Annotated in this window: 15 protein-coding genes, 1 tRNA gene and 2 rRNA genes; 7 read left to right on the top strand and 11 right to left on the bottom strand. The window is 68.7% G+C overall.

Annotated elements, in window-relative coordinates; translation table 11 throughout:
- The gene (locus VNW53_RS02595) at positions 1–1,950 is read right to left on the bottom strand and encodes a PQQ-binding-like beta-propeller repeat protein (protein WP_325553446.1); all 1,950 of its coding nucleotides are present in this window, start codon (positions 1,948–1,950) and stop codon (positions 1–3) included.
- 177 nt (positions 1,951–2,127) lie between these two features.
- On the opposite strand from VNW53_RS02595, the gene VNW53_RS02590 reads away from it, so the two are divergent.
- Entirely contained in the window at positions 2,128–3,666 is a 1,539-nt protein-coding gene (locus tag VNW53_RS02590) for a DUF1800 domain-containing protein (protein ID WP_325553445.1), read from the top strand.
- On the top strand, positions 3,663–4,862 hold the full coding sequence (locus VNW53_RS02585; protein ID WP_325553444.1) for a DUF1501 domain-containing protein: 1,200 nt from the start codon (positions 3,663–3,665) through the stop codon (positions 4,860–4,862). Before VNW53_RS02590 ends, VNW53_RS02585 begins: the two co-directional genes overlap by 4 nt.
- On the opposite strand, the gene VNW53_RS02580 is transcribed toward VNW53_RS02585, so the two are convergent.
- Positions 4,859–5,329, bottom strand: a complete 471-nt coding sequence (locus VNW53_RS02580) for an SRPBCC family protein (RefSeq protein WP_325553442.1) — start codon at positions 5,327–5,329, stop codon at positions 4,859–4,861. The two genes, VNW53_RS02585 and VNW53_RS02580, sit on opposite strands and share 4 nt — an antisense overlap.
- Before the next feature lie 189 nt (positions 5,330–5,518).
- On the opposite strand from VNW53_RS02580, the gene VNW53_RS02575 reads away from it, so the two are divergent.
- Together VNW53_RS02575 and VNW53_RS02570 are read left to right on the top strand one after the other, a co-directional pair.
- The gene (locus tag VNW53_RS02575; protein ID WP_325553440.1) at positions 5,519–6,550 is read left to right on the top strand and encodes an acetamidase/formamidase family protein; all 1,032 of its coding nucleotides are present in this window, start codon (positions 5,519–5,521) and stop codon (positions 6,548–6,550) included.
- A gap of 92 nt (positions 6,551–6,642) precedes the next feature.
- Positions 6,643–7,911 (top strand): cytochrome P450, encoded by a 1,269-nt coding sequence (locus VNW53_RS02570; protein ID WP_325553439.1) that lies wholly within the window; start codon positions 6,643–6,645, stop codon positions 7,909–7,911.
- Here the strand turns inward: VNW53_RS02570 and VNW53_RS02565 are convergent.
- The 3 genes from VNW53_RS02565 to VNW53_RS02555 form a co-directional block, all read right to left on the bottom strand.
- Entirely contained in the window at positions 7,908–8,324 is a 417-nt protein-coding gene (locus VNW53_RS02565; RefSeq protein WP_325553438.1) for a hypothetical protein, read from the bottom strand. The genes VNW53_RS02570 and VNW53_RS02565 overlap by 4 nt on opposite strands.
- A gap of 53 nt (positions 8,325–8,377) precedes the next feature.
- The gene (locus tag VNW53_RS02560; protein WP_325553436.1) at positions 8,378–8,848 is read right to left on the bottom strand and encodes an AraC family ligand binding domain-containing protein; all 471 of its coding nucleotides are present in this window, start codon (positions 8,846–8,848) and stop codon (positions 8,378–8,380) included.
- A 123-nt stretch (positions 8,849–8,971) separates the two neighbouring features.
- Positions 8,972–9,844: a pirin family protein gene (locus VNW53_RS02555; protein WP_325553434.1), complete on the bottom strand. Its 873-nt coding sequence runs from the start codon at positions 9,842–9,844 to the stop codon at positions 8,972–8,974.
- 251 nt (positions 9,845–10,095) lie between these two features.
- Here VNW53_RS02555 and VNW53_RS02550 point away from each other — a divergent pair, with 251 nt between their 5' ends.
- From VNW53_RS02550 to VNW53_RS02540, 3 genes are all read left to right on the top strand, one after another.
- Positions 10,096–11,037 carry a hydrogen peroxide-inducible genes activator gene (locus VNW53_RS02550; protein WP_325553432.1) on the top strand — a complete coding sequence of 314 codons (942 nt, stop codon included), beginning with the start codon at positions 10,096–10,098 and terminating at the stop codon, positions 11,035–11,037.
- Positions 11,038–11,136: 99 nt separating this feature from the next.
- The gene (locus VNW53_RS02545) at positions 11,137–12,645 is read left to right on the top strand and encodes a catalase (RefSeq protein ID WP_325553431.1); all 1,509 of its coding nucleotides are present in this window, start codon (positions 11,137–11,139) and stop codon (positions 12,643–12,645) included.
- A 38-nt stretch (positions 12,646–12,683) separates the two neighbouring features.
- Positions 12,684–13,343, top strand: a complete 660-nt coding sequence (locus tag VNW53_RS02540) for an ankyrin repeat domain-containing protein (protein WP_325553430.1) — start codon at positions 12,684–12,686, stop codon at positions 13,341–13,343.
- A 7-nt stretch (positions 13,344–13,350) separates the two neighbouring features.
- Here the strand turns inward: VNW53_RS02540 and VNW53_RS02535 are convergent, their stop codons facing one another.
- The 6 genes from VNW53_RS02535 to VNW53_RS02510 all read right to left on the bottom strand — a co-directional run.
- Positions 13,351–14,619, bottom strand: coding sequence for an adenosylmethionine--8-amino-7-oxononanoate transaminase (locus VNW53_RS02535; protein WP_325553429.1), 1,269 nt, complete (start codon positions 14,617–14,619; stop codon positions 13,351–13,353).
- Between the two features lie 4 nt (positions 14,620–14,623).
- Entirely contained in the window at positions 14,624–15,343 is a 720-nt protein-coding gene (bioD, locus tag VNW53_RS02530) for a dethiobiotin synthase (protein ID WP_325553428.1), read from the bottom strand.
- Positions 15,340–16,494: an 8-amino-7-oxononanoate synthase gene (bioF, locus tag VNW53_RS02525; RefSeq protein ID WP_325553427.1), complete on the bottom strand. Its 1,155-nt coding sequence runs from the start codon at positions 16,492–16,494 to the stop codon at positions 15,340–15,342. Before bioF ends, bioD begins: the two co-directional genes overlap by 4 nt.
- 142 nt (positions 16,495–16,636) lie before the next feature.
- Positions 16,637–16,713 (bottom strand) — tRNA-Met (locus VNW53_RS02520).
- Between the two features lie 58 nt (positions 16,714–16,771).
- Positions 16,772–16,886, bottom strand: a 5S ribosomal RNA gene (gene rrf, locus VNW53_RS02515).
- A 78-nt stretch (positions 16,887–16,964) separates the two neighbouring features.
- Positions 16,965–17,258: ribosomal RNA gene (locus VNW53_RS02510) — 23S ribosomal RNA — on the bottom strand; the annotation flags it as partial.

The following is a 17,258-nucleotide window of genomic DNA, read 5'->3' as shown; positions in this document are numbered from 1 at the left end:
TTATCTGCCGTCCGGCGAGAAGGCCAGCAGCACGTTCACCGGGTTGCCGCCGGTGTTGGACGCCCCCAGGAAGCCGCTCATCGTATAGACCATGCCGCCGGCGATGGCCGGGCCCATGCCGTCGATGCTGCCGCCCGGCTGGCCCTTCACCTGGTTGACGGTGTCGTAGGTCTGGGCGGTCGTCGAGAAGGCCCAGATGATCTTGCCGGTCGCCGGATCGTAGGCCCGGAACCAGCCGTCCATGGTGCCGGAGAACACCGCGCCCGGCATCACCGAGGGCGCCGCCGACTGCGCCCGGACGCAGGCGCCCTTGGCGTAGTCGTGGCTGCGGTCGCCCGCATAGTGGCAGGGCGCGACCGGCGCGGGCGTCCGCCACAGGACCTTGCCGCTGGCCGGATCGAGGGCGTAGAGGCCCGGCTGGGCGGGCGAGGGCTTGTCGCCGGTGATCCCCGCGCCCGAGGGCCCGGCAAGCTCGTCGAACAGGTTGATCACGTCGGAATTGGCCACATAGAGCCGCTTGCCGTCGGCGGCCATGCCCCACTCGATCCCGCCGAGGGCCGAGCCGCCGCCGACCTTGGTATGCCAGAGCAATTTGCCGCTGTCGGGATCCATGCCGTAGGCGACCCCGGACTTCTGGCCGGCGAGCAGGACCTGCTTGCCATTGGCCAGGGTGAAGAGGATCGGCGATGCGCCGAAGTCGTAGTCCGGGCCCACGGGCGTCGGGCAGTTGGGCACGTTCGCCTGCCCCTCGCAGCCCAGGATGAAATTGTCCTTCTCCGTGACCTGGTTCGACCAGCGGATCCTGCCGGTCTTGGTCTCGATGGCGACGATGGCGTCGGCGCCCTTGGTGGGCTCATCGGTGTAGCTGTCGCCGGTGGCCACGTAGACCAGGCCGCGCTTGGCGTCGACGGTCGGCGCCGACCAGATCGCGCCGCCCGCCGGGCCCTGCATCATCACGCCCGCCGAGTTCTTGCGGGTCGGGTGCAGCGGCTCGCCGATGACATAGGTCTTCCACTGGATCTTGCCGGTGGCGAGGTCGAGCGAGACCACCGAGCCGCGGAAGCTGCAGCATGGATAGTTGGGCTGGCGCGCTGCGCCTTCCTCGCCCGAGGTCAGGGGCACGAACAGTTGGTCGCCGGCGACGACCGGCGCGCCGGTGATGCCGCCGACCGGATTGGTCTCGAGCTGGCCCGAGCGCCAGATCTCCTTGCCGGTCTGGGCGTCGATGGCGCGGACCACGCGGGTGCGCTCGCCGACGAAGGTCGCCCAGCCGCTGGGCGAGACGCTGCTCTTCACCACCATGGGCGTGGTGCGCGACGAGACGCCGTCCAGCACCCAGTGGACGCAGCCGGTCTTGGCGTCGAGCGCATAGAACTTGCCCGAGCGGTTGGTGATGAACAGCCAGTCGCCGATCACCGTCGGCATGGAGCCGCCGGTCATGGCGAACGCCCACTTCACCTTCAGCCTCGGCACGTCGGCGGCCGTCAGGCCCGGGTTTCGCTGGAAGCGGCTGGAATTGGCGTCGAGGCCGACGCTGGTCCAGTCGGTGGCCGTCGCGCGGATCGGCGGCGTAGCCGCGCACATCACGTCGACGCCGCGGCTGGCGGCCGACGCCACGCGCGCGCCGCCCGGCTGCGGATGGCCCTCGGGCGCGGCCTGCGGCGTCGCCAGATAGGCGGCCACCGCGGCCTTGTCGGCGTCGGAAAGGCCCTGGGCCATGGGCGCCATGACGCCGGTGGTCAGGGCCTGGAGGATCTGCGCCGGCTGGTAGGTCGACAGCGTGACCCGGTTCGGCGCGCGGTTGATCGCCGGCTCATGGCAGGATTTGCAACGCGCGCTGAAGATCGCCTCGCCGTTGGCCGGCTCAGGCCCCTGGGCGACCGACGACAATGGCGTGGCCAACAGCGACGCACCCAACGCAGCGACCGCCGCCCAAATCCAAGCCTTCATCCGTCGCTCCCCAAACCGGTTTTTCCAAACCTACCCGGCGCCGGGGGGCGATAACAAGCAGACCCACGGTTGCGTTCAGCTTCCCTTCAGATCACGCCGCGCCATAGTGAGGCCGGGATTTCGCGGTTCTGTAACCCTGGAGCCTTAGCCTCCTTGAGATCGCAAAGAGCGTCAGACATGCGCCACAGCCGACCCAAGCGAGCGTTCTTCACGGCCGCCACGGCCTTGCTGGCGGCCTCGGCCACGTCCGTGGCCGACGCCCAGAGGCCGCCCAGCGCCCACGACCTGGCGCTACTCAACCGGATCACCTGGGGCCAGTCGGCCAGCGCGGCCGACAGCCTTCAGAAGCTGGGGCCTCGCGCCTGGCTCGACCGCCAGCTCCGCCCACAGGCCAGCGACCGCCCGCCGGCCGAGGTCCAGGCGCAGATCGACGCCCTGCCGATCAGCCGCACGCCGATGGCCGACCTGGTGGTGCAGATGAACGCCCAGATCCAGGCCGCCAACAAGCTCACCGACCCGGACCAGAAGAAGCTGGCCCAGCAGGCCTACCAGCAGGGCATGACCGACCTGGGCAGGCAGGCCGCCACCCGCGAGCTGCTTCGCGATCTCTATTCGCCCGACCAGCTTCAGGAGCAGATGACCTGGTTCTGGCTGAACCACTTCAACGTCCACATGTACAAGCGCGACGTCCGCGCCATGGTCGGCGATTACGAGGACCAGGCGATCCGGCCTCGCGCGCTCGGCAAGTTCCGCGACCTGCTGGAGGCCACGCTCAAGCACCCCGCCATGCTGCGCTACCTGGACAACGACCAGAACGCGGCGAACCACATCAACGAGAACTACGCCCGCGAGATCATGGAGCTGCACACCATGGGCGTGGGCTCCGGCTACAGCCAGAAGGACGTGCAGGAGCTGGCGCGAATCCTGACCGGAGTCGGCGTCGACCTGTCGCCCGATCCGCCCAAGCTGAAGGCCGCCTACCAGCCGCTGCTGGTCCGGGCCGGCCTCTTCGAATTCAACCCCAACCGCCACGACTTCGGCGACAAGGTCTTCCTCGGCCACGTCATCAAGGGCTCCGGCTTCGGCGAGGTCGAGCAGGCGCTGGACATCATCGCCCGCGAGCCGGCCACCGCGCACCACGTCTCGGCCCAGATGGCCGCCTACTTCATGGGCGACGACCCGCCGCCGGCCATCGTCGACCGCATGGCCAAGGCCTTCCAGCGCTCCGACGGCGATATCGCCGCCACCCTGCGCGTGCTCTTCGCCAGTCGCGAGTTCGACGCCTCGCTCGGCAAGGCCTTCAAGGACCCGATGCACTTCGCGGTCTCGGCCGTGCGGCTGGCCTATGACGACCGGGTGATCCTCAACGCCACGCCGATGCAGAACTGGCTCAACCGGATGAGCGAGGGCCTCTACAACCACGAGACCCCGGACGGCTACGCCATGACCTCCGCGGCCTGGGACGGCCCCGGCCAGATGGCGGTGCGTTTCGAGATCGCCCGCCAGATCGGCTCCGGCTCGGCCGGGCTCTTCAAGGCCGACCAGCCCCAGGCCAAGGACCAGCCGGCGTTTCCGCAACTGCAGAACGCCCTCTACTACAAGGCGGGCCTCGACCAGTCGCTGGCGCCCGCCACCAGGTCGGCCCTCGGCCAGGCGGGATCGCCGCAGGACTGGAACACGCTGTTCCTGTCGTCCCCGGAGTTCATGCGCCGATGACCCTCCACCGCCGCCATCTGCTGAAGTTGGGCGCCGCGGCCGCGCCCACCCTGGTCGCCGGCCGCGTCTGGGCCGCGCCGCAAGCCTCGACCCGGCTCCTGGTGGTCTTCCTGCGCGGCGCCTATGACGCCGCCAATGTGGTGATCCCCACGGGCAGCGACTTCTACTACCAGGCCCGCCCGACCCTCCACATCGCCAGGCCCGATCCGGCCAATCCCGACGCGGCCCTGCCGCTCGACGCCGACTGGAGCCTGCACCCGGCGCTGAAGGACACCCTCTATCCGCTGTGGAAGGCCGGCCAGGTGGCCTTCGTGCCGTTCGCCGGCGCGGGCGACGACCTGTCGCGCAGCCACTTCGAGACCCAGGACACCATCGAGCTCGGCCAGTCCCTGCAGGCCTCGCGCAACTACGGCTCCGGTTTCATGAGCCGCCTGTCGGCCACCCTCAGCGGCGCCGAGCCGATCGCCTTCACCGACCAGCTTCCCCTCACCTTCCGGGGCGGCAGGCCGATCCCGAACGTCGGCGTGGGCGCGGTCGGCAAGCCGGGCGTCGACGACCATCTCGCGACCCTGATCGAGCAGATGTACCAGGGCCAGCCGCTGGGGCCCTCGGTCGCGGAGGGCTTCCAGGTGCGGAACGAGGTCTACCGCTCGATCTCGGCGGAGATGGTGGCGGCCAACCGCGGCGCGGTCTCGCCCAGGGGCTTCGAGCTTTCGGCCCGCCGCATCGGGCGGCTCATGAAGGCGAACTACAACCTGGGCTTCGTCGATATCGGCGGCTGGGACACCCATGTGAACGAGGGCGCGGCGCAGGGCTACCTGGCCGGACGTCTGGGCGAACTGGGCCGAGGCCTCGCGGGCTTCGCCGACGAGATCGGGCCGGACGCCTGGAAGGACACCGTGGTCGTGGTGGTTTCCGAGTTCGGCCGCACCTTCCGCGAGAACGGCGACCGCGGCACCGACCACGGACATGGCAGCGTCTACTGGGTGCTGGGGGGCGGGGTGAAGGGCGGCCGGCTGGCCGGCGAGCAGGTCCAGGTCGTCGATTCGACCCTGAACCAGAACCGCGACTACCCCGTGCTCACCGACTACCGCGCCCTGATCGGGGGCCTGTTCGGGCGGATCTACGGCCTGAACGAGGGCCAGCTCGGCCAGGTCTTCCCGGGCGCTGCGCCGAAGGACCTGCAACTGGTCTAGGCGACGGGCGCCTTCTCGCTGACGGCCTTCAGGCTCGCGAGGCCCTCGGCGAACTGCGGGCCCACCATCTTGTCCATCGGGAAGACCATGTGCATGAGACGGGTGACGAAGGTGGTCGGCCCGTACATGGCCCAGGTCACCTTCGTCCCGCCGCCCTGCGGCTCCAGGGTGAACTCGGCGGTGTTGTGCGCGGTCATGGGCTTGGTGAAGTCGAGCTTGATGACGACCTTCGAGGGCGCGTCCGACTGCACGATCTCCATGCTGCCCGAACCCGATTTCTTGCCGACCCACCCATAGCCGGCGCCCTTGCCGCTGCGCGGACCCGAAAAGGTCTTGGCCATGTCGGCGTCCATCTTCTCGAAGGGCGACCAGTCGGTCCAGGCGTGGAAATCGTTGATGTGCGGGAAGATCGCCGCCGCGGGGGCGTCGATCACCGTCGAGCGTTCGACGCGGAAGGTGTCGGCCATGGTCCTCAGCTCCTGCTCCGTGGGTGTCGTAGAGATGCCCGGCTGGAAGACGCCGCGACGTCGGCGACGCCGACACCGCAGGCAAATATTCCGCGCTACCTGTCCACCGAGGTCAAGCCGGCTTGCGCGACGCACGAGGCGGTCCAATAGTCCGCCGCCGCTGCTGGAACCGGCGCATCGGGGAAACCAATGATCAGACATCTGAAGTCCGCCGCCTTGGCGGCGAGCGCCGTCCTAGTCGCGAGCGCGGGCGGCGCGCAGGCCGCCACCTACGCCCTGGATCCGACGCCTTCGACCGTCGCCTGGGGCCACTACGACGCGGCCGACAAGCCGGTCCTGACGGTCAAGTCGGGCGATACGGTCGTGGTCCGCACCCTGCTCACCAACAACCCGACGGGCCTGGAGCGCAACGGCGTGCCGCCCGATCAGGTCGAGGCCGCCCTGCGCGACGTCTACGCCAATGTGCCCGCCTCAGCCCGCGGCCCCGGCGGCCACATCCTGACCGGCCCGGTCGCCATCGAGGGCGCCGAGCCCGGCGACACCCTGGAGATCCGGATCCTGAAGATCGATCTGGCGATTCCCTACGCCTACAACGGCTTCCGCTACGGCGCCGGCATCCTGACCGATGACTTCCCCTACGCGCGGACCAAGATCATCCCCCTGGACCGCGACAGGATGGTCGCCCGCTTCGGGCCTGGGATCACCCTTCCGCTGCACCCGTTCTTCGGCAGCATGGGCGTGGCCCCACCGCCGAGCTTCGGTCGCTACGATTCCACGCCGCCCACGATCAATGGCGGCAACATGGACAACAAGGAGCTGGTCGCCGGCTCGACCGTCTTCCTGCCGGTTCATGCCAAGGGCGGCCTTTTCGAGGTCGGCGACGGCCACGCCGGCCAGGGCAACGGCGAGGTGGACGTCACCGCCATGGAGACCTCCCTGGTCGGGACCTTCCAGTTCGTGCTGCACAAGGGCGAGGCCTCGCCCTATCCGCGCGCCGAGACGCCGACCCACTTCATCGCCATGGGCTTCGATGACGACCTGTCGATCGCCGCTCACAAGGCGGTGCGCAACATGGTCGACTTCCTGGTGGCCGCGAAGGGCATGAGCCGGGACGACGCCTACATGCTGGTCAGCGTCGCCGGCGACGTCGACGTCACCGAGCTGGTCGACCGCAACAAAGGCGTCCACGTGATGATGCCCAAGGCGATCTTCGCGAAATAGCGGCTTGCCAGGGGGACGCCTGGGGCGTCCCATTCCGCCGAAGCGACGGCGCGGGCCAACCGCGCCGGCACGCCACAGGAGGAGCCTGAAGGATGGACGGATCCGTCGACCTGAAGCGCGAGGCCCACGCCCGCGCCTACGCCGAGCCGCTGGAGACCCTGAACCCGGCCCAGCCGGACCTCTTCGCCACTGACGCCATGTGGCCCTATTTCGATCGGCTGCGCGAAGAGGCGCCGGTGCACTACACGCCGGAGAGCGACTACGGCCCCTTCTGGTCGGTCACCCGCTACAACGACATCATGGCCGTCGACACCAACCACCAGGTGTTCTCCTCGGCCGACGGAATCACCCTCCAGAGCCTGGAGTCCAAGGCCGAGATGGCCAAGCGCCCGACGCGCTCCAGCTTCATCTCCATGGACCCGCCCAAGCACGACGTTCAGCGCCGCACCGTCAGCCCGGTGGTGGCGCCGTCGAACCTGCAGAACATGGCGCCCACCATCCGCGAGCGCGCCGGCGTGATCCTCGACGCCCTGCCGATCGGCGAGACCTTCGACTGGGTGGACCTGGTCTCGAAGGAACTGACGGCCATGACGCTGGCCACCCTCTTCGACTTCCCCTTCGAGGAGCGGCGCAAGCTCACCTACTGGTCGGACATGATGACCAACGCCCCGGGCTTCGGGCCGGTGAAGAGCTGGGACCACAAGCGCGAGGAGCTGGACGTCTGCTTCGCCGCCTTCCGCGAGCTGTGGAACGAGCGCATCGCCGCGCCGCCGAAGTTCGACCTGATCTCGATGCTCGCGCACGGCGAGGCCACCCGGGACATGGACGTCCACGAATTCAACGGCAATCTGGGGCTGCTGATCATCGGCGGCAACGACACCACCCGGAACACCATCTCCGGCTCGGTCTATGCGCTGAACAAGAACCCCGACCAGTACGACAAGCTGCGCGCCGCCCCCTCGCTGATCGCGTCGATGGTCTCGGAGACCATCCGCTGGCAGACCCCGCTGGCCCACATGCGGCGCACGGCGACGCAGGACTTCGAGCTCGGCGGCAAGACCATCCGCGAGGGCGACCTGGTGGCCATGTGGTACGTCTCGGGCAACCGCGACGACCGCGTCATCGCCGACCCCAACGCCTACATCATCGACCGCGAGCGGCCGCGCACCCACCTGTCGTTCGGCTTCGGCATCCACCGCTGCGTCGGCAACCGCCTGGCGGAGCTGCAGCTCACCATCATCTGGGAGGAGATCCTGGCCCGCTTCCCGCAGATCGAGTTGGTGGAAGAGCCTCAGCGCACCCACTCGGTGTTCGTGAAGGGTTACGAGACGCTGCCGGTGCGGATCCCGCGCAGAGCCTAGCCGCCGGCGGATCGGCTCAGCACGAAGCCCGCCGCCGCGCCGGCCAGCAACAGCCTCGCCGCATAGCCGGCGCAATGCGCCACGGTGATCCTGGCGTCGATCTTCACGAAGAGATTGTTGACGATGATCACGACGGGCGGCCCGGCCAGCCAGGCCAGCGCGCCCACCCCCAACCCGGCGGCGACCGAGCGCACGTTGGCGATCGCGCAGAGGCTCACGACCGCGGCGGTCATCACATAGCCCAGCCCTGACGCCCAGATGATCGCGCCGCGGCTCCTGCCCTCGCGGACACTCTCGCGCCAGACCTCGGGATAGCGGTTATAGGCGTTGTGGAACAGGACACCCATGAACAGCCAGTCGGTGAGCGATCCCACGGTTCCAGCCACAACCACGGCCGCGATCAGCATCCACATGGCCCCGCTCCCTGGCCGTCAGGAGCAGCGTAGCACGCTCGCGTAGAACGCCTCTATTTTCCCGCCGCCTCGAACTTGAAGGCCAGGTAGCGGAAGGTCCCGCCCTTGGGCGTCACCTGATGCGGCGCGCCGGCCGGAATCCAGAGAATGTCGCCGGGGCCGAGCTGATACTCGCGGCCGCCGGTGATCGTCCCGCCGCGGAACTCGCCGGGCGCGATCTGGCGATTGCCCGCCACCGCACCGCCGACCCGCGCGGTCGCGTGGCCGGCCTGGACCACAAACTGGTCGTTGAGGTGGCTGTGCAACTCCACCTCGCCGGGCCGATCGCGGCGCGCCGCCAGGAGGGTGGTCCCCGGACCTGTGGGCGCCGGCGCCGTGATCACGCCCTCCTTCAGTTGCGCCGTCAGGGCCTGAAGTTGGGCGGCCGAGGCATAGATGCCCTCGCCCGCCGGGTGGGCGACTGCGCCGCCGGAAAGCACAGACGCGGCCACGACGATTGGGACGAAGGCGAGGTGACGGACCATGCGGCGCTCCAAGGACAAGGACGACGTCATCATCAGATGGCGCGCTTCCGCCGACAAACGAAAACGGCCCCCGCGCGGGCAGGGACCGTTGAACGCGGCGCCGATCTAGAAGTCCTCGGCCGCCTAACCTCCCAGCGCCGCGTGCGCCGGCTCCGTGGGTCGCAGCCGACTCATGTTCACGAACTCGCCGGCCCGGAAGCGTCGAAAGTGTTCGTTGATGGCGGCCCCGGAGTCCGCGACGAACGGACCGTGCTGGATCAGCCGCTCGCCGGTCGGCTCTCCGGCATAGAGCACGAGCCGAGCGCCGCCCTCCGTCGCCTCCAGGACCATATCCGTCGCGTCCGAAGGCCCGAACCAGCCCGTCTGGCCGGCCGAGATCGTCGAGCCGCCCACCCGCACCGCGCCCTCGATCACGTAGACGAAGCCGTTGTACGAGGCCGGCAGGTCCTGCTGGAAGGCGGCCTCAGGCTCCAGCTTGAGATCGATCATGGTGACCGGGACCCGGTTGGCGGTCGTGGACGTGGTCGCGCCTGAGGCGCCGCTGTACAGGCGCGCCTCGGCGCCGGGCCGACGGATGACCGGCGCCCGGTCCCGCGGGATGATCTGGAAGCGCGGCGGCAGGTTTCGGTCGGAGGCCGGCAGCGCGATCCAAAGCTGCAGGATCCGCGTTCGCCCCTCCGCCTCGACGGCTTCGTTGTGGATGATCCCCCGGCCCGCCGTCATCCAGACCACGTCCCCGGCCTCCATCGGGCCCTCGTCCCGATCGAACAGGCCGCCCTCGAGAATGAGCGTCACCGTCTCAAGCCCGGCATGGGGATGGGCGCCGCCGATGGTGCGGCGAACCGGGATGTCCAGGCGGTCGTCCATCAGGAGGACGAAGGGATCGCTGGCCGCGAGCGCTGTCGGACGCACGACCTCCACGGCCGTGTGGCCCTCGCCGATGAATCCGGGCTCGGGCGCGGGGGTCGTGTCGATGCGTGAAATGAGGCGGGGCATGGCGGCTATCCAGTATCGTTTAGTAACCGAGGCTGGATATGTTCCCCCACCCGTGCGCCCGCAAGCAGGCACAGTCCTGATACCGGCCAGATCGCCCCCGCCGTTCTGCGCCGGCGCGCCCGCGGATCTCATCGCGCATGAACGGCCACCCTTCCGGACAAGGGAAGGATGGGATGCAAACGGCGCCACTACCCGCCGCGCCCGGCCAGACCTATCTGCAGCCGCGGCTTTGAAACGGATCGGAGGGCGCCGTGGCGCTGCCATCGCTCAGACAGCTTCAGTATCTGGTCGCGCTCCATGAACACCAGCACTTCGGACGAGCGGCCGAGGCCTGCAACGTGACCCAGTCGACGCTTTCGGCCGGCCTGAAGGAGCTGGAGGCCGTGCTCCGGATGCGCCTGGTCGAACGCAACCGAAGAAACGTCGTCTTCACCCCCGTCGGGCTCACCGTCGTCAGGCGCGCCGACGACCTGCTTCTGCGGGCGAGAGACCTTTCCCTCGTTCGCGACGGCAATGCCGCGACGCCATCGGGAACCCTGCGGCTGAGCCTGATCCCGACGATCGCGCCCTTTCTCCTCCCCGGCATCCTGCAATCGGTTCGGGCGGCCTATTCCGACCTGCAACTGCAGATCCATGAGGAGATGAGCCACGAAGGCTGCGCGGGCCTGTCGAGCGGGACACGGGACTGCATGCTGCTGGCGCTGCCGTTCGACTGCGGCGACTTCGAATACGCCCCCATCTTCGACGACCCCATCGTGGTGGCGATGCACCGGGACGATCCCCTGGCGAACCTGTCCGCCGTCCAGCCTGACGACTTGCCCACCGACCGGCTGCTCCTCCTGCGTGAGGGCCACTGCCTGCGCGACCACGCCCTGCGTGCGTGCCGGCGCTCCACGGGCGCCGCGCCGGGCGCATCGCTCCCCACGCTGATCCAGATGGTGGACGCCGCGATGGGCGTCACCCTGCTTCCCGAGATGGCCGTGGACTCCGGCCTGCTCGAAGGGACGAACGTCGTGGTGCGGCCCCTCTCGTCAGAAGACGCCTGGCGGACGATAGCCTTTGCCTGGCGGCGCAACAGCCCGCGGAGCGAGGCCTACGGCGCGTTCGCAGCCATGATCGAAGAGGCCTGTCGTCGGAAGAAATGGTCGGGGCTGGCAGCCTCGGCGCTGGACGATCGCCTCGCTCACGCTTGATCGAGAAAACCGATTACTAAAAGAAAATCAATTCATTTTCCAAGTTAACAGCACCGACCTAGCTAGGGACCGAATTCATCCCGCAGTTGAGGTTAGGTCATGAAGATTGGAATTTACTTGGCAGTGCTTCCGGCGCTGGCCCTCACCGCGAGCATCGCCGCCGCCCAACCGGCGAACCTTACCCGAGACACAGGCGCCCCCGTCGGCGACAACCAGAACTCCAAGACCGCCGGAGCGGACGGCCCAGTCCTGCTCGAAGACATGAACCTCATCGAGAAGCTGGCGCGCTTCGATCGCGAGCGGATCCCGGAGCGGGTCGTCCACGCGCGCGGCACCGGCGCCGAGGGCGTGTTCGTCGCGAGCACGGACTTCTCCCAGTTCACGCGCGCGTCGGTCTTCGCGCAACCGGGCAAACAGACCCCGGTGTTCGTCCGCTTCTCCACCGTGATGAACTTCCGCGGCTCGCCGGAAGCGGCCCGTGACCCGCGGGGCTTCGCCGTCAAGTTCTACACCGACCAGGGCAACTGGGACATCGTCGGCATCAACGAGCCGATCTTCTTCATCCGCGACGCCATCAAGTTCCCGGACTTCGTGCACGCCAACAAGCCGTCGCCCGTCACCAACATGCAGGACCCGAACAGGGCGTTCGACTTCTTCTCGCGCGTGCCTGAGTCCACGCACATGCTGACGATGCTCTACACCGACACCTACGGCCAGCCGTCGAGCTATCGCACGATGGACGGCAACGGCGTTCACGCCTTCCGCCTGGTGAACCGCGAGGGAAAGACGGTCTTCGCCAAGTTCCACTGGAAGTCCCAGCAGGGCATGCGCGGCATGACGCTGGAGGAGGCCAGGGCCGCGGACACCAGCTACGCCACGCGCGACCTCTACGACAGCATCCGCCAGGGGAATTTCCCGAAGTGGGACCTGATGGTTCAGATCCTGACGCCCGAGCAGGCGGCGAACCTTCCGTACGACGCCTTCGACGATACGAAGACCTGGGACGGGGTTCCGGAAACCAAGGTCGGGACCATGACCCTGAACAAGGTTCCCGAGAACTTCTTCAACTCCACAGAAGAATCGGCGTTCTGCCCGTGCGAGCTGGTTCCGGGGATCGAGCCGTCCCCCGACAAGATGCTGCAGGGCCGCCTCTTCTCCTACGCGGACACCCAGCGCTACCGCGTCGGCACGAACTACATGGATCTGCCCGTCAATCGGCCGCGCATCCCGGTCAGAAACAACAATATCGATGGCGCGATGCAGTTCCTGCCGCAACAGGGCGAGGTGAACTACGAGCCCAACACCTCGCCGACGCTGCCGGTCGAGCAGACGGAGTACCGGTATAGCCAATACCCGGTCTCCGGCGTGACGCAGCAGCGCAAGGTCGACAAGGAAGATAACTTCCGCCAGGCGGGCGAATTCTACCGCAGCCTGAGCAGGCACGACCAGGACAACCTGATCAAGAACCTAGCGTCCGATCTTGGCGCGGTCGCCAATCCCGAGATCCGCCGCACCATGGTGAGCCACTTCTACCAGGCCGACGCGGACTACGGGACGCGCCTCGCCAAACTCGTCAACGTCGACATCGCGAGCCTGCGGCGGCCTTAAGGGCGCCGCGAACGGCCAGTTCCAATCGGATATCGATCATGCGCACTCTGAGATTGATCTGCGCGGCGAGCTTCGTCGCCCTGGGGCTCTCAAGCCCCGGGGCGCAGGCCGCGCCGGCGCTCCCCGAGCACTACAAGGAACTCTACTTCGACGCCGCCCGGGCAGGCCGGACCGACCTGCTGGGCGGGATGATCGCCGACGGGGCGCCCGTGGATGAGGTCGACAGCCACGGCTACACGGCCTTGATCCTGGCCGCCTACGACGGACAGAGGCAGACCGTGGAATTCCTCATGGCCCGGGGCGCGGACCCCTGCGCCTCCGACCTCAGGGGGAACAGCGCCCTGATGGGCGCGGCCTTCAAGGGCGAGACCGAGATCGCGGACCTGCTGGTCCGGCGCTGCGACGTCAACGCCACGAACAAGGTGGGCCAGACCGCCGCCATGATGGCCAGCCTGTTCGGCCGGGAGGACGTCCTGCGCCTGCTCGTGCGCCACGGAGCCCGGCTGGACATCAAGGACGCCTCCGGCCGCACCGCCGCCGACGTAGCGCGCGAGCAGGGCAATTCGACAATGGTGGCCCTGATCGGACAGCTATCCGGCGCGGCGCATCCTGACGCGTCGCCACCGGTGCTTGACGCATCGATCGGCCAGGACGGCTCCGGATCCGCCTCCGCCGGCGGTCAGGGTCCTGGGCGCTGACAGCCGTTCAGCAGGCCCTGGCTCCAAGCACCTTGCAGATCGCGGTCGTCAGTTGGGCGAGCTCGCCGCGTGAAATCGTGAAGGGCGGCGTCAGGTAGACCACCTTGCCCATGGGGCGGATCCAGACGCCTTCCGCGGCGAAGCGGGCGCAGAGCGTCGCCACATCCACGGCTTCCGCGAACTCCACCACGCCGATCGCGCCGCGCACGCGGACTCCGACCACCCCAGGCGCCGCCCGGCAAGGCGCAAGCCCGGCCTCCAGCCCCGCCGCGACCGCGGCCACCTGCCCCTTCCAATCCCCCGTCTCGAAGAGGTCGAGGGAGGCGTTGGCCGCCGCGCAGGCCAGGGGATTGGCCATGTAGGTCGGCCCATGCATCAAGGCGGCGCCTGGATCGTCCGACCAGAAGGCCTCGAACACTCGGCCGTTGGCGATGGTCGCCGAGAGTGGGAGGGTGCCGCCCGTCAGCGCCTTGGACAGGGTGACGATGTCGGGCGTCACGCCCGCGCCGGCGCAGGCGAAGAGGTCGCCGGTGCGGCCGAAGCCCGTGAAGATTTCGTCGAAGATCAGCAACAGGTCGTGCTTGTCGGCCAGCCGTCGCAGCCGCCGCAGCACATCGTCGTCGTGGAACAGCATGCCTCCGGCGCCCTGCACCCGGGGCTCGACGATCATCGCGGCGATCTCTCGCCCCCGCTCGGCCAGCAGGCGATCAAGCGCCGCTTCGGAGTCTGCGTCCGCCGGCAAGGCGGCGATCGCCTGCTCGGGCATGACGCCGGCGAACAGGCTGTGCATCCCCTCCTCCGGGTCGCACACCGTCATCGTGGCCAGGGTGTCGCCGTGGTAGCCGCCCAGGAAGGCCAGGAACTTCACGCGCCCCGCCACGCCGCGGTTGATCCAGTACTGCAGGGCCATCTTCATGGCGATCTCGACCGAGACCGAGCCGCTCTCCGCGAAGAAGACGTGGTCGAGGTCCCCGGGCAGCAGGGCCGCGAGGCGCGCGGCCAGCCGGTAGGCCGGCTCATGCGCCAGGCCGCCGAACATCACATGCGGCGCGCGGGATAGCTGCGCCGCCACTGCCTGGCGGATGTGCGGATGGTTGTAGCCGTGGCAGGCGGTCCACCAGGAGGCGATGCCGTCGATCAGTTCGCGGCCGTCCTCCAGGACGATCCGGCAACCTTCCGTCCGCGCCACCGGCAGCGGCGGAGGCGCCGTCTTCATCTGGCAGTAGGGCCTCCAGACGTGGCGCGCGCCACGGGTCAGCCAGTCGGGATCCGCCACAGCCCTATCTCCGCCCAGGATTTCCGGCTGGCCCACGAACGGCCTGCAGGAGCAGGCGGGCCCACCCATCGCCGCCCTGTCGAGCGGCGGGAACGACCGGCGTCTGCCCGGCATGCTGCGAGACGAGCGCGACCGTGCCCATGAAGTCCGGGGCCTGCGGATCGGCGTCCTCGCTCACGATGATCCCGGCCGGCGCCCGGCCGCGGCCCCGCAGCACCTCCAGGGCGGTGAGCGTGTGGCTGACCGCGCCCAGATAGGCCCCGCCCACCAGCACGCTCGGGCTGCCGAGGCCCTCGAGGAGATCCAGGCAGGTCGCGCCGTCCGCCAAGGGGGACATCAGGCCGCCCACGCCTTCCACGATCATCAGGTCGGCGCGGGAGGCCTCGATGCGGCCTTGGCAGAACGCCGCCACGTCGGCGAAAGGCAGCGGCCGGCCTTCGGCCTGCGCCGCCATCGGGGGCGCGAGCGGCGCCACGAGCCGCCAAGGCGCCAGCCGCTCCAACTCCTCCTCGACCAGGGGGCGCCCCATGGCCGCCAGCAACCGTCCGGGATCGCTGTCGCTCCAGTCGCCGGCCGCGAATCCACTGACCACAGGCTTCAAGGCGTCGACGGTGAGGCCCGCCTCGCGCGCCGCGCGCAACAGGCCGCAGGCGACATGGGTCTTGCCGATCTCCGTATGGGCGCCCAGCACGAACAGGATCCGCGGCGCGGCCGAGCCCGTCACGGCCTTCCCACCCACGGCTGCAGGGCGGCCGCGAGGCGATCCACCTGTTCCTCGCCGTGCAGGGCGCTGAAGGCGCAGCGCAGCCGCGCCGTGCCCGCGGGTACGGTGGGCGGCCGGATCGCCACGGCCAGCAACCCCTGCCGCTCCAGGTCGGCCGCGGCCGCCAGGGCGGTCTTGGCGTCTCCGAGGAGGATCGGGACCACGGCGCTCTGGGCGCGGGGCAACCCCAGAGCCGCGGTGAAGCGCTGCGCCCGCGCCACGGGCCTGGCCGCCAGGCCCGGGGCGCCCTCGATCACCTCCAGGGCCGCGAGAGCCGAGGCGACATTGGCGGGGGGCAGGCCGGTGGTGAAGACGAAGGTGCGCGCCCGGGTCTTGATCAGGTCGATGGCCGGGCCGCTGGCGCAGACGTAGGCGCCGTACCCCCCGAGCGCCTTGGAGAAAGTCCCCATCGCCAGGTCCACGCGGGCGTCGGGGAACAGGCGGGCCGACCCCGCGCCCTCGCCCACCACGCCTAGGCCATGGGCGTCGTCAACCAGCAGCCAGGCGTCGTGGGCCCGGCACAGCCGGCTGATCTCATCCAGCGGCGCGAGGTCGCCGTCCATGGAGAAGACGCCGTCGGTGGCCACCAGGACGCGGCCCGCCGCGCTTCGATGGCTCTCAAGCTTGGCGGCGAGGTCCTGCATGTCGTTGTGGCGAAAGGCCAGGGTCTCCGCGCCCGAGAGGCGCGCGCCGGCCCAGATGCAGGCGTGGGCCAACTCGTCCGCCAGGACCAGATCGCCGGTCCCGACGAAAGTGGGCAGGATGCCGGCGTTCGCCAGGTAGCCGGACCCGAAAACGCAAGCCGCCTCATACCCCTTGAGCCGCGCCAGCCGCGCCTCGAGCAGGCCGAACAGCGGGTTGTCTCCCGTGACGAGGCGCGACGCGCCGGACCCGACCCCATAGAGCTCGATGGCGCGCACCGCGGCGGCCTTGACCGCCGGATGGTGGCTCAGGCCGAGGTAGTCGTTGCAGGAGAAGGAGACCAGCCGCCGGCCGTCGCGCTCCACCCATACCCCGTCCAGCCTGTGCGTGGGGTGCGGGACGCGGCGAAGGCTCTTGGCCTGGAGCGCCGAAAGCTTGTCTGCGGAAAAGCGGGTCAGGGTGTCGTCCACGCCCAGCCTATGCCCCAGGCGACGCGCTGACGAAAGGCGCCGCGACGACGGGTTCGGCGAATCAAAGTCCGCGCCCGTCGGAGCCGCCATGGCCCAAGACGGAAAAGCCCGCCAAGTCAGTGACCTGGCGGGCTCTTTTCTTTGGGTGCGGGGACAGGATTTGAACCTGTGACCTTCAGGTTATGAGCCTGACGAGCTACCGGGCTGCTCCACCCCGCGGCAAAGCTGTCGCTGGCATCGTGAATTGAAGGGTCTGGATCTCACATCCGTTTGGTAGACCTGGCGGCGACCTACTCTCCCGCGCCTTAAGACGAAGTACCATCGGCCCAGAGGGGCTTAACGACCGAGTTCGGAATGGGATCGGGTGGGGACCCCCCGGCAAAACCACCAGGTCAACGAAACGGATGTGAATGAGAAGACATCAGGTCTGCGGCAAGCTCAAATCGGAGCGCGCATGAATTTTGCTAAGAACGATCAAGCCGATCGAGCGATTAGTACCAGTAAGCTACATGCCTCGCGGCACTTCCACACCTGGCCTATCAACGTGGTGGTCTACCACGGCTCTCGGCGAAGCCTTGTTTTGAGGTTAGTTTCCCGCTTAGATGCTTTCAGCGGTTATCTATTCCACACTTAGCTACCCTGCTGCGCGGCTGGCGCCACGACAGGTCCACCAGAGGTGTGTCCATCCCGGTCCTCTCGTACTAGGGACAGATCCTCTCAAGCTTCGTACACCCACGGCAGATAGGGACCAAACTGTCTCACGA

The organism is Phenylobacterium sp. (assembly GCF_035569475.1).
Lineage (GTDB): Bacteria > Pseudomonadota > Alphaproteobacteria > Caulobacterales > Caulobacteraceae > Phenylobacterium.
Note: the sequence above shows the minus strand (reverse complement) of the source record. Positions and strands in the feature narration are given on the sequence as shown.

Bases quoted from the DNA above. Each gene is read 5' to 3' on its own strand.
- VNW53_RS02595 (WP_325553446.1), bottom strand. From the start codon at position 1,950: ATGAAGGCTTGGATTTGGGCGGCGGTCGCTGCGTTGGGTGCGTCGCTG.
- VNW53_RS02590 (WP_325553445.1), top strand. From the start codon at position 2,128: ATGCGCCACAGCCGACCCAAGCGAGCGTTCTTCACGGCCGCCACGGCC.
- VNW53_RS02585 (WP_325553444.1), top strand. From the start codon at position 3,663: ATGACCCTCCACCGCCGCCATCTGCTGAAGTTGGGCGCCGCGGCCGCG.
- VNW53_RS02580 (WP_325553442.1), bottom strand. From the start codon at position 5,329: ATGGCCGACACCTTCCGCGTCGAACGCTCGACGGTGATCGACGCCCCC.
- VNW53_RS02575 (WP_325553440.1), top strand. From the start codon at position 5,519: ATGATCAGACATCTGAAGTCCGCCGCCTTGGCGGCGAGCGCCGTCCTA.
- VNW53_RS02570 (WP_325553439.1), top strand. From the start codon at position 6,643: ATGGACGGATCCGTCGACCTGAAGCGCGAGGCCCACGCCCGCGCCTAC.
- VNW53_RS02565 (WP_325553438.1), bottom strand. From the start codon at position 8,324: ATGTGGATGCTGATCGCGGCCGTGGTTGTGGCTGGAACCGTGGGATCG.
- VNW53_RS02560 (WP_325553436.1), bottom strand. From the start codon at position 8,848: ATGGTCCGTCACCTCGCCTTCGTCCCAATCGTCGTGGCCGCGTCTGTG.
- VNW53_RS02555 (WP_325553434.1), bottom strand. From the start codon at position 9,844: ATGCCCCGCCTCATTTCACGCATCGACACGACCCCCGCGCCCGAGCCC.
- VNW53_RS02545 (WP_325553431.1), top strand. From the start codon at position 11,137: ATGAAGATTGGAATTTACTTGGCAGTGCTTCCGGCGCTGGCCCTCACC.
- VNW53_RS02540 (WP_325553430.1), top strand. From the start codon at position 12,684: ATGCGCACTCTGAGATTGATCTGCGCGGCGAGCTTCGTCGCCCTGGGG.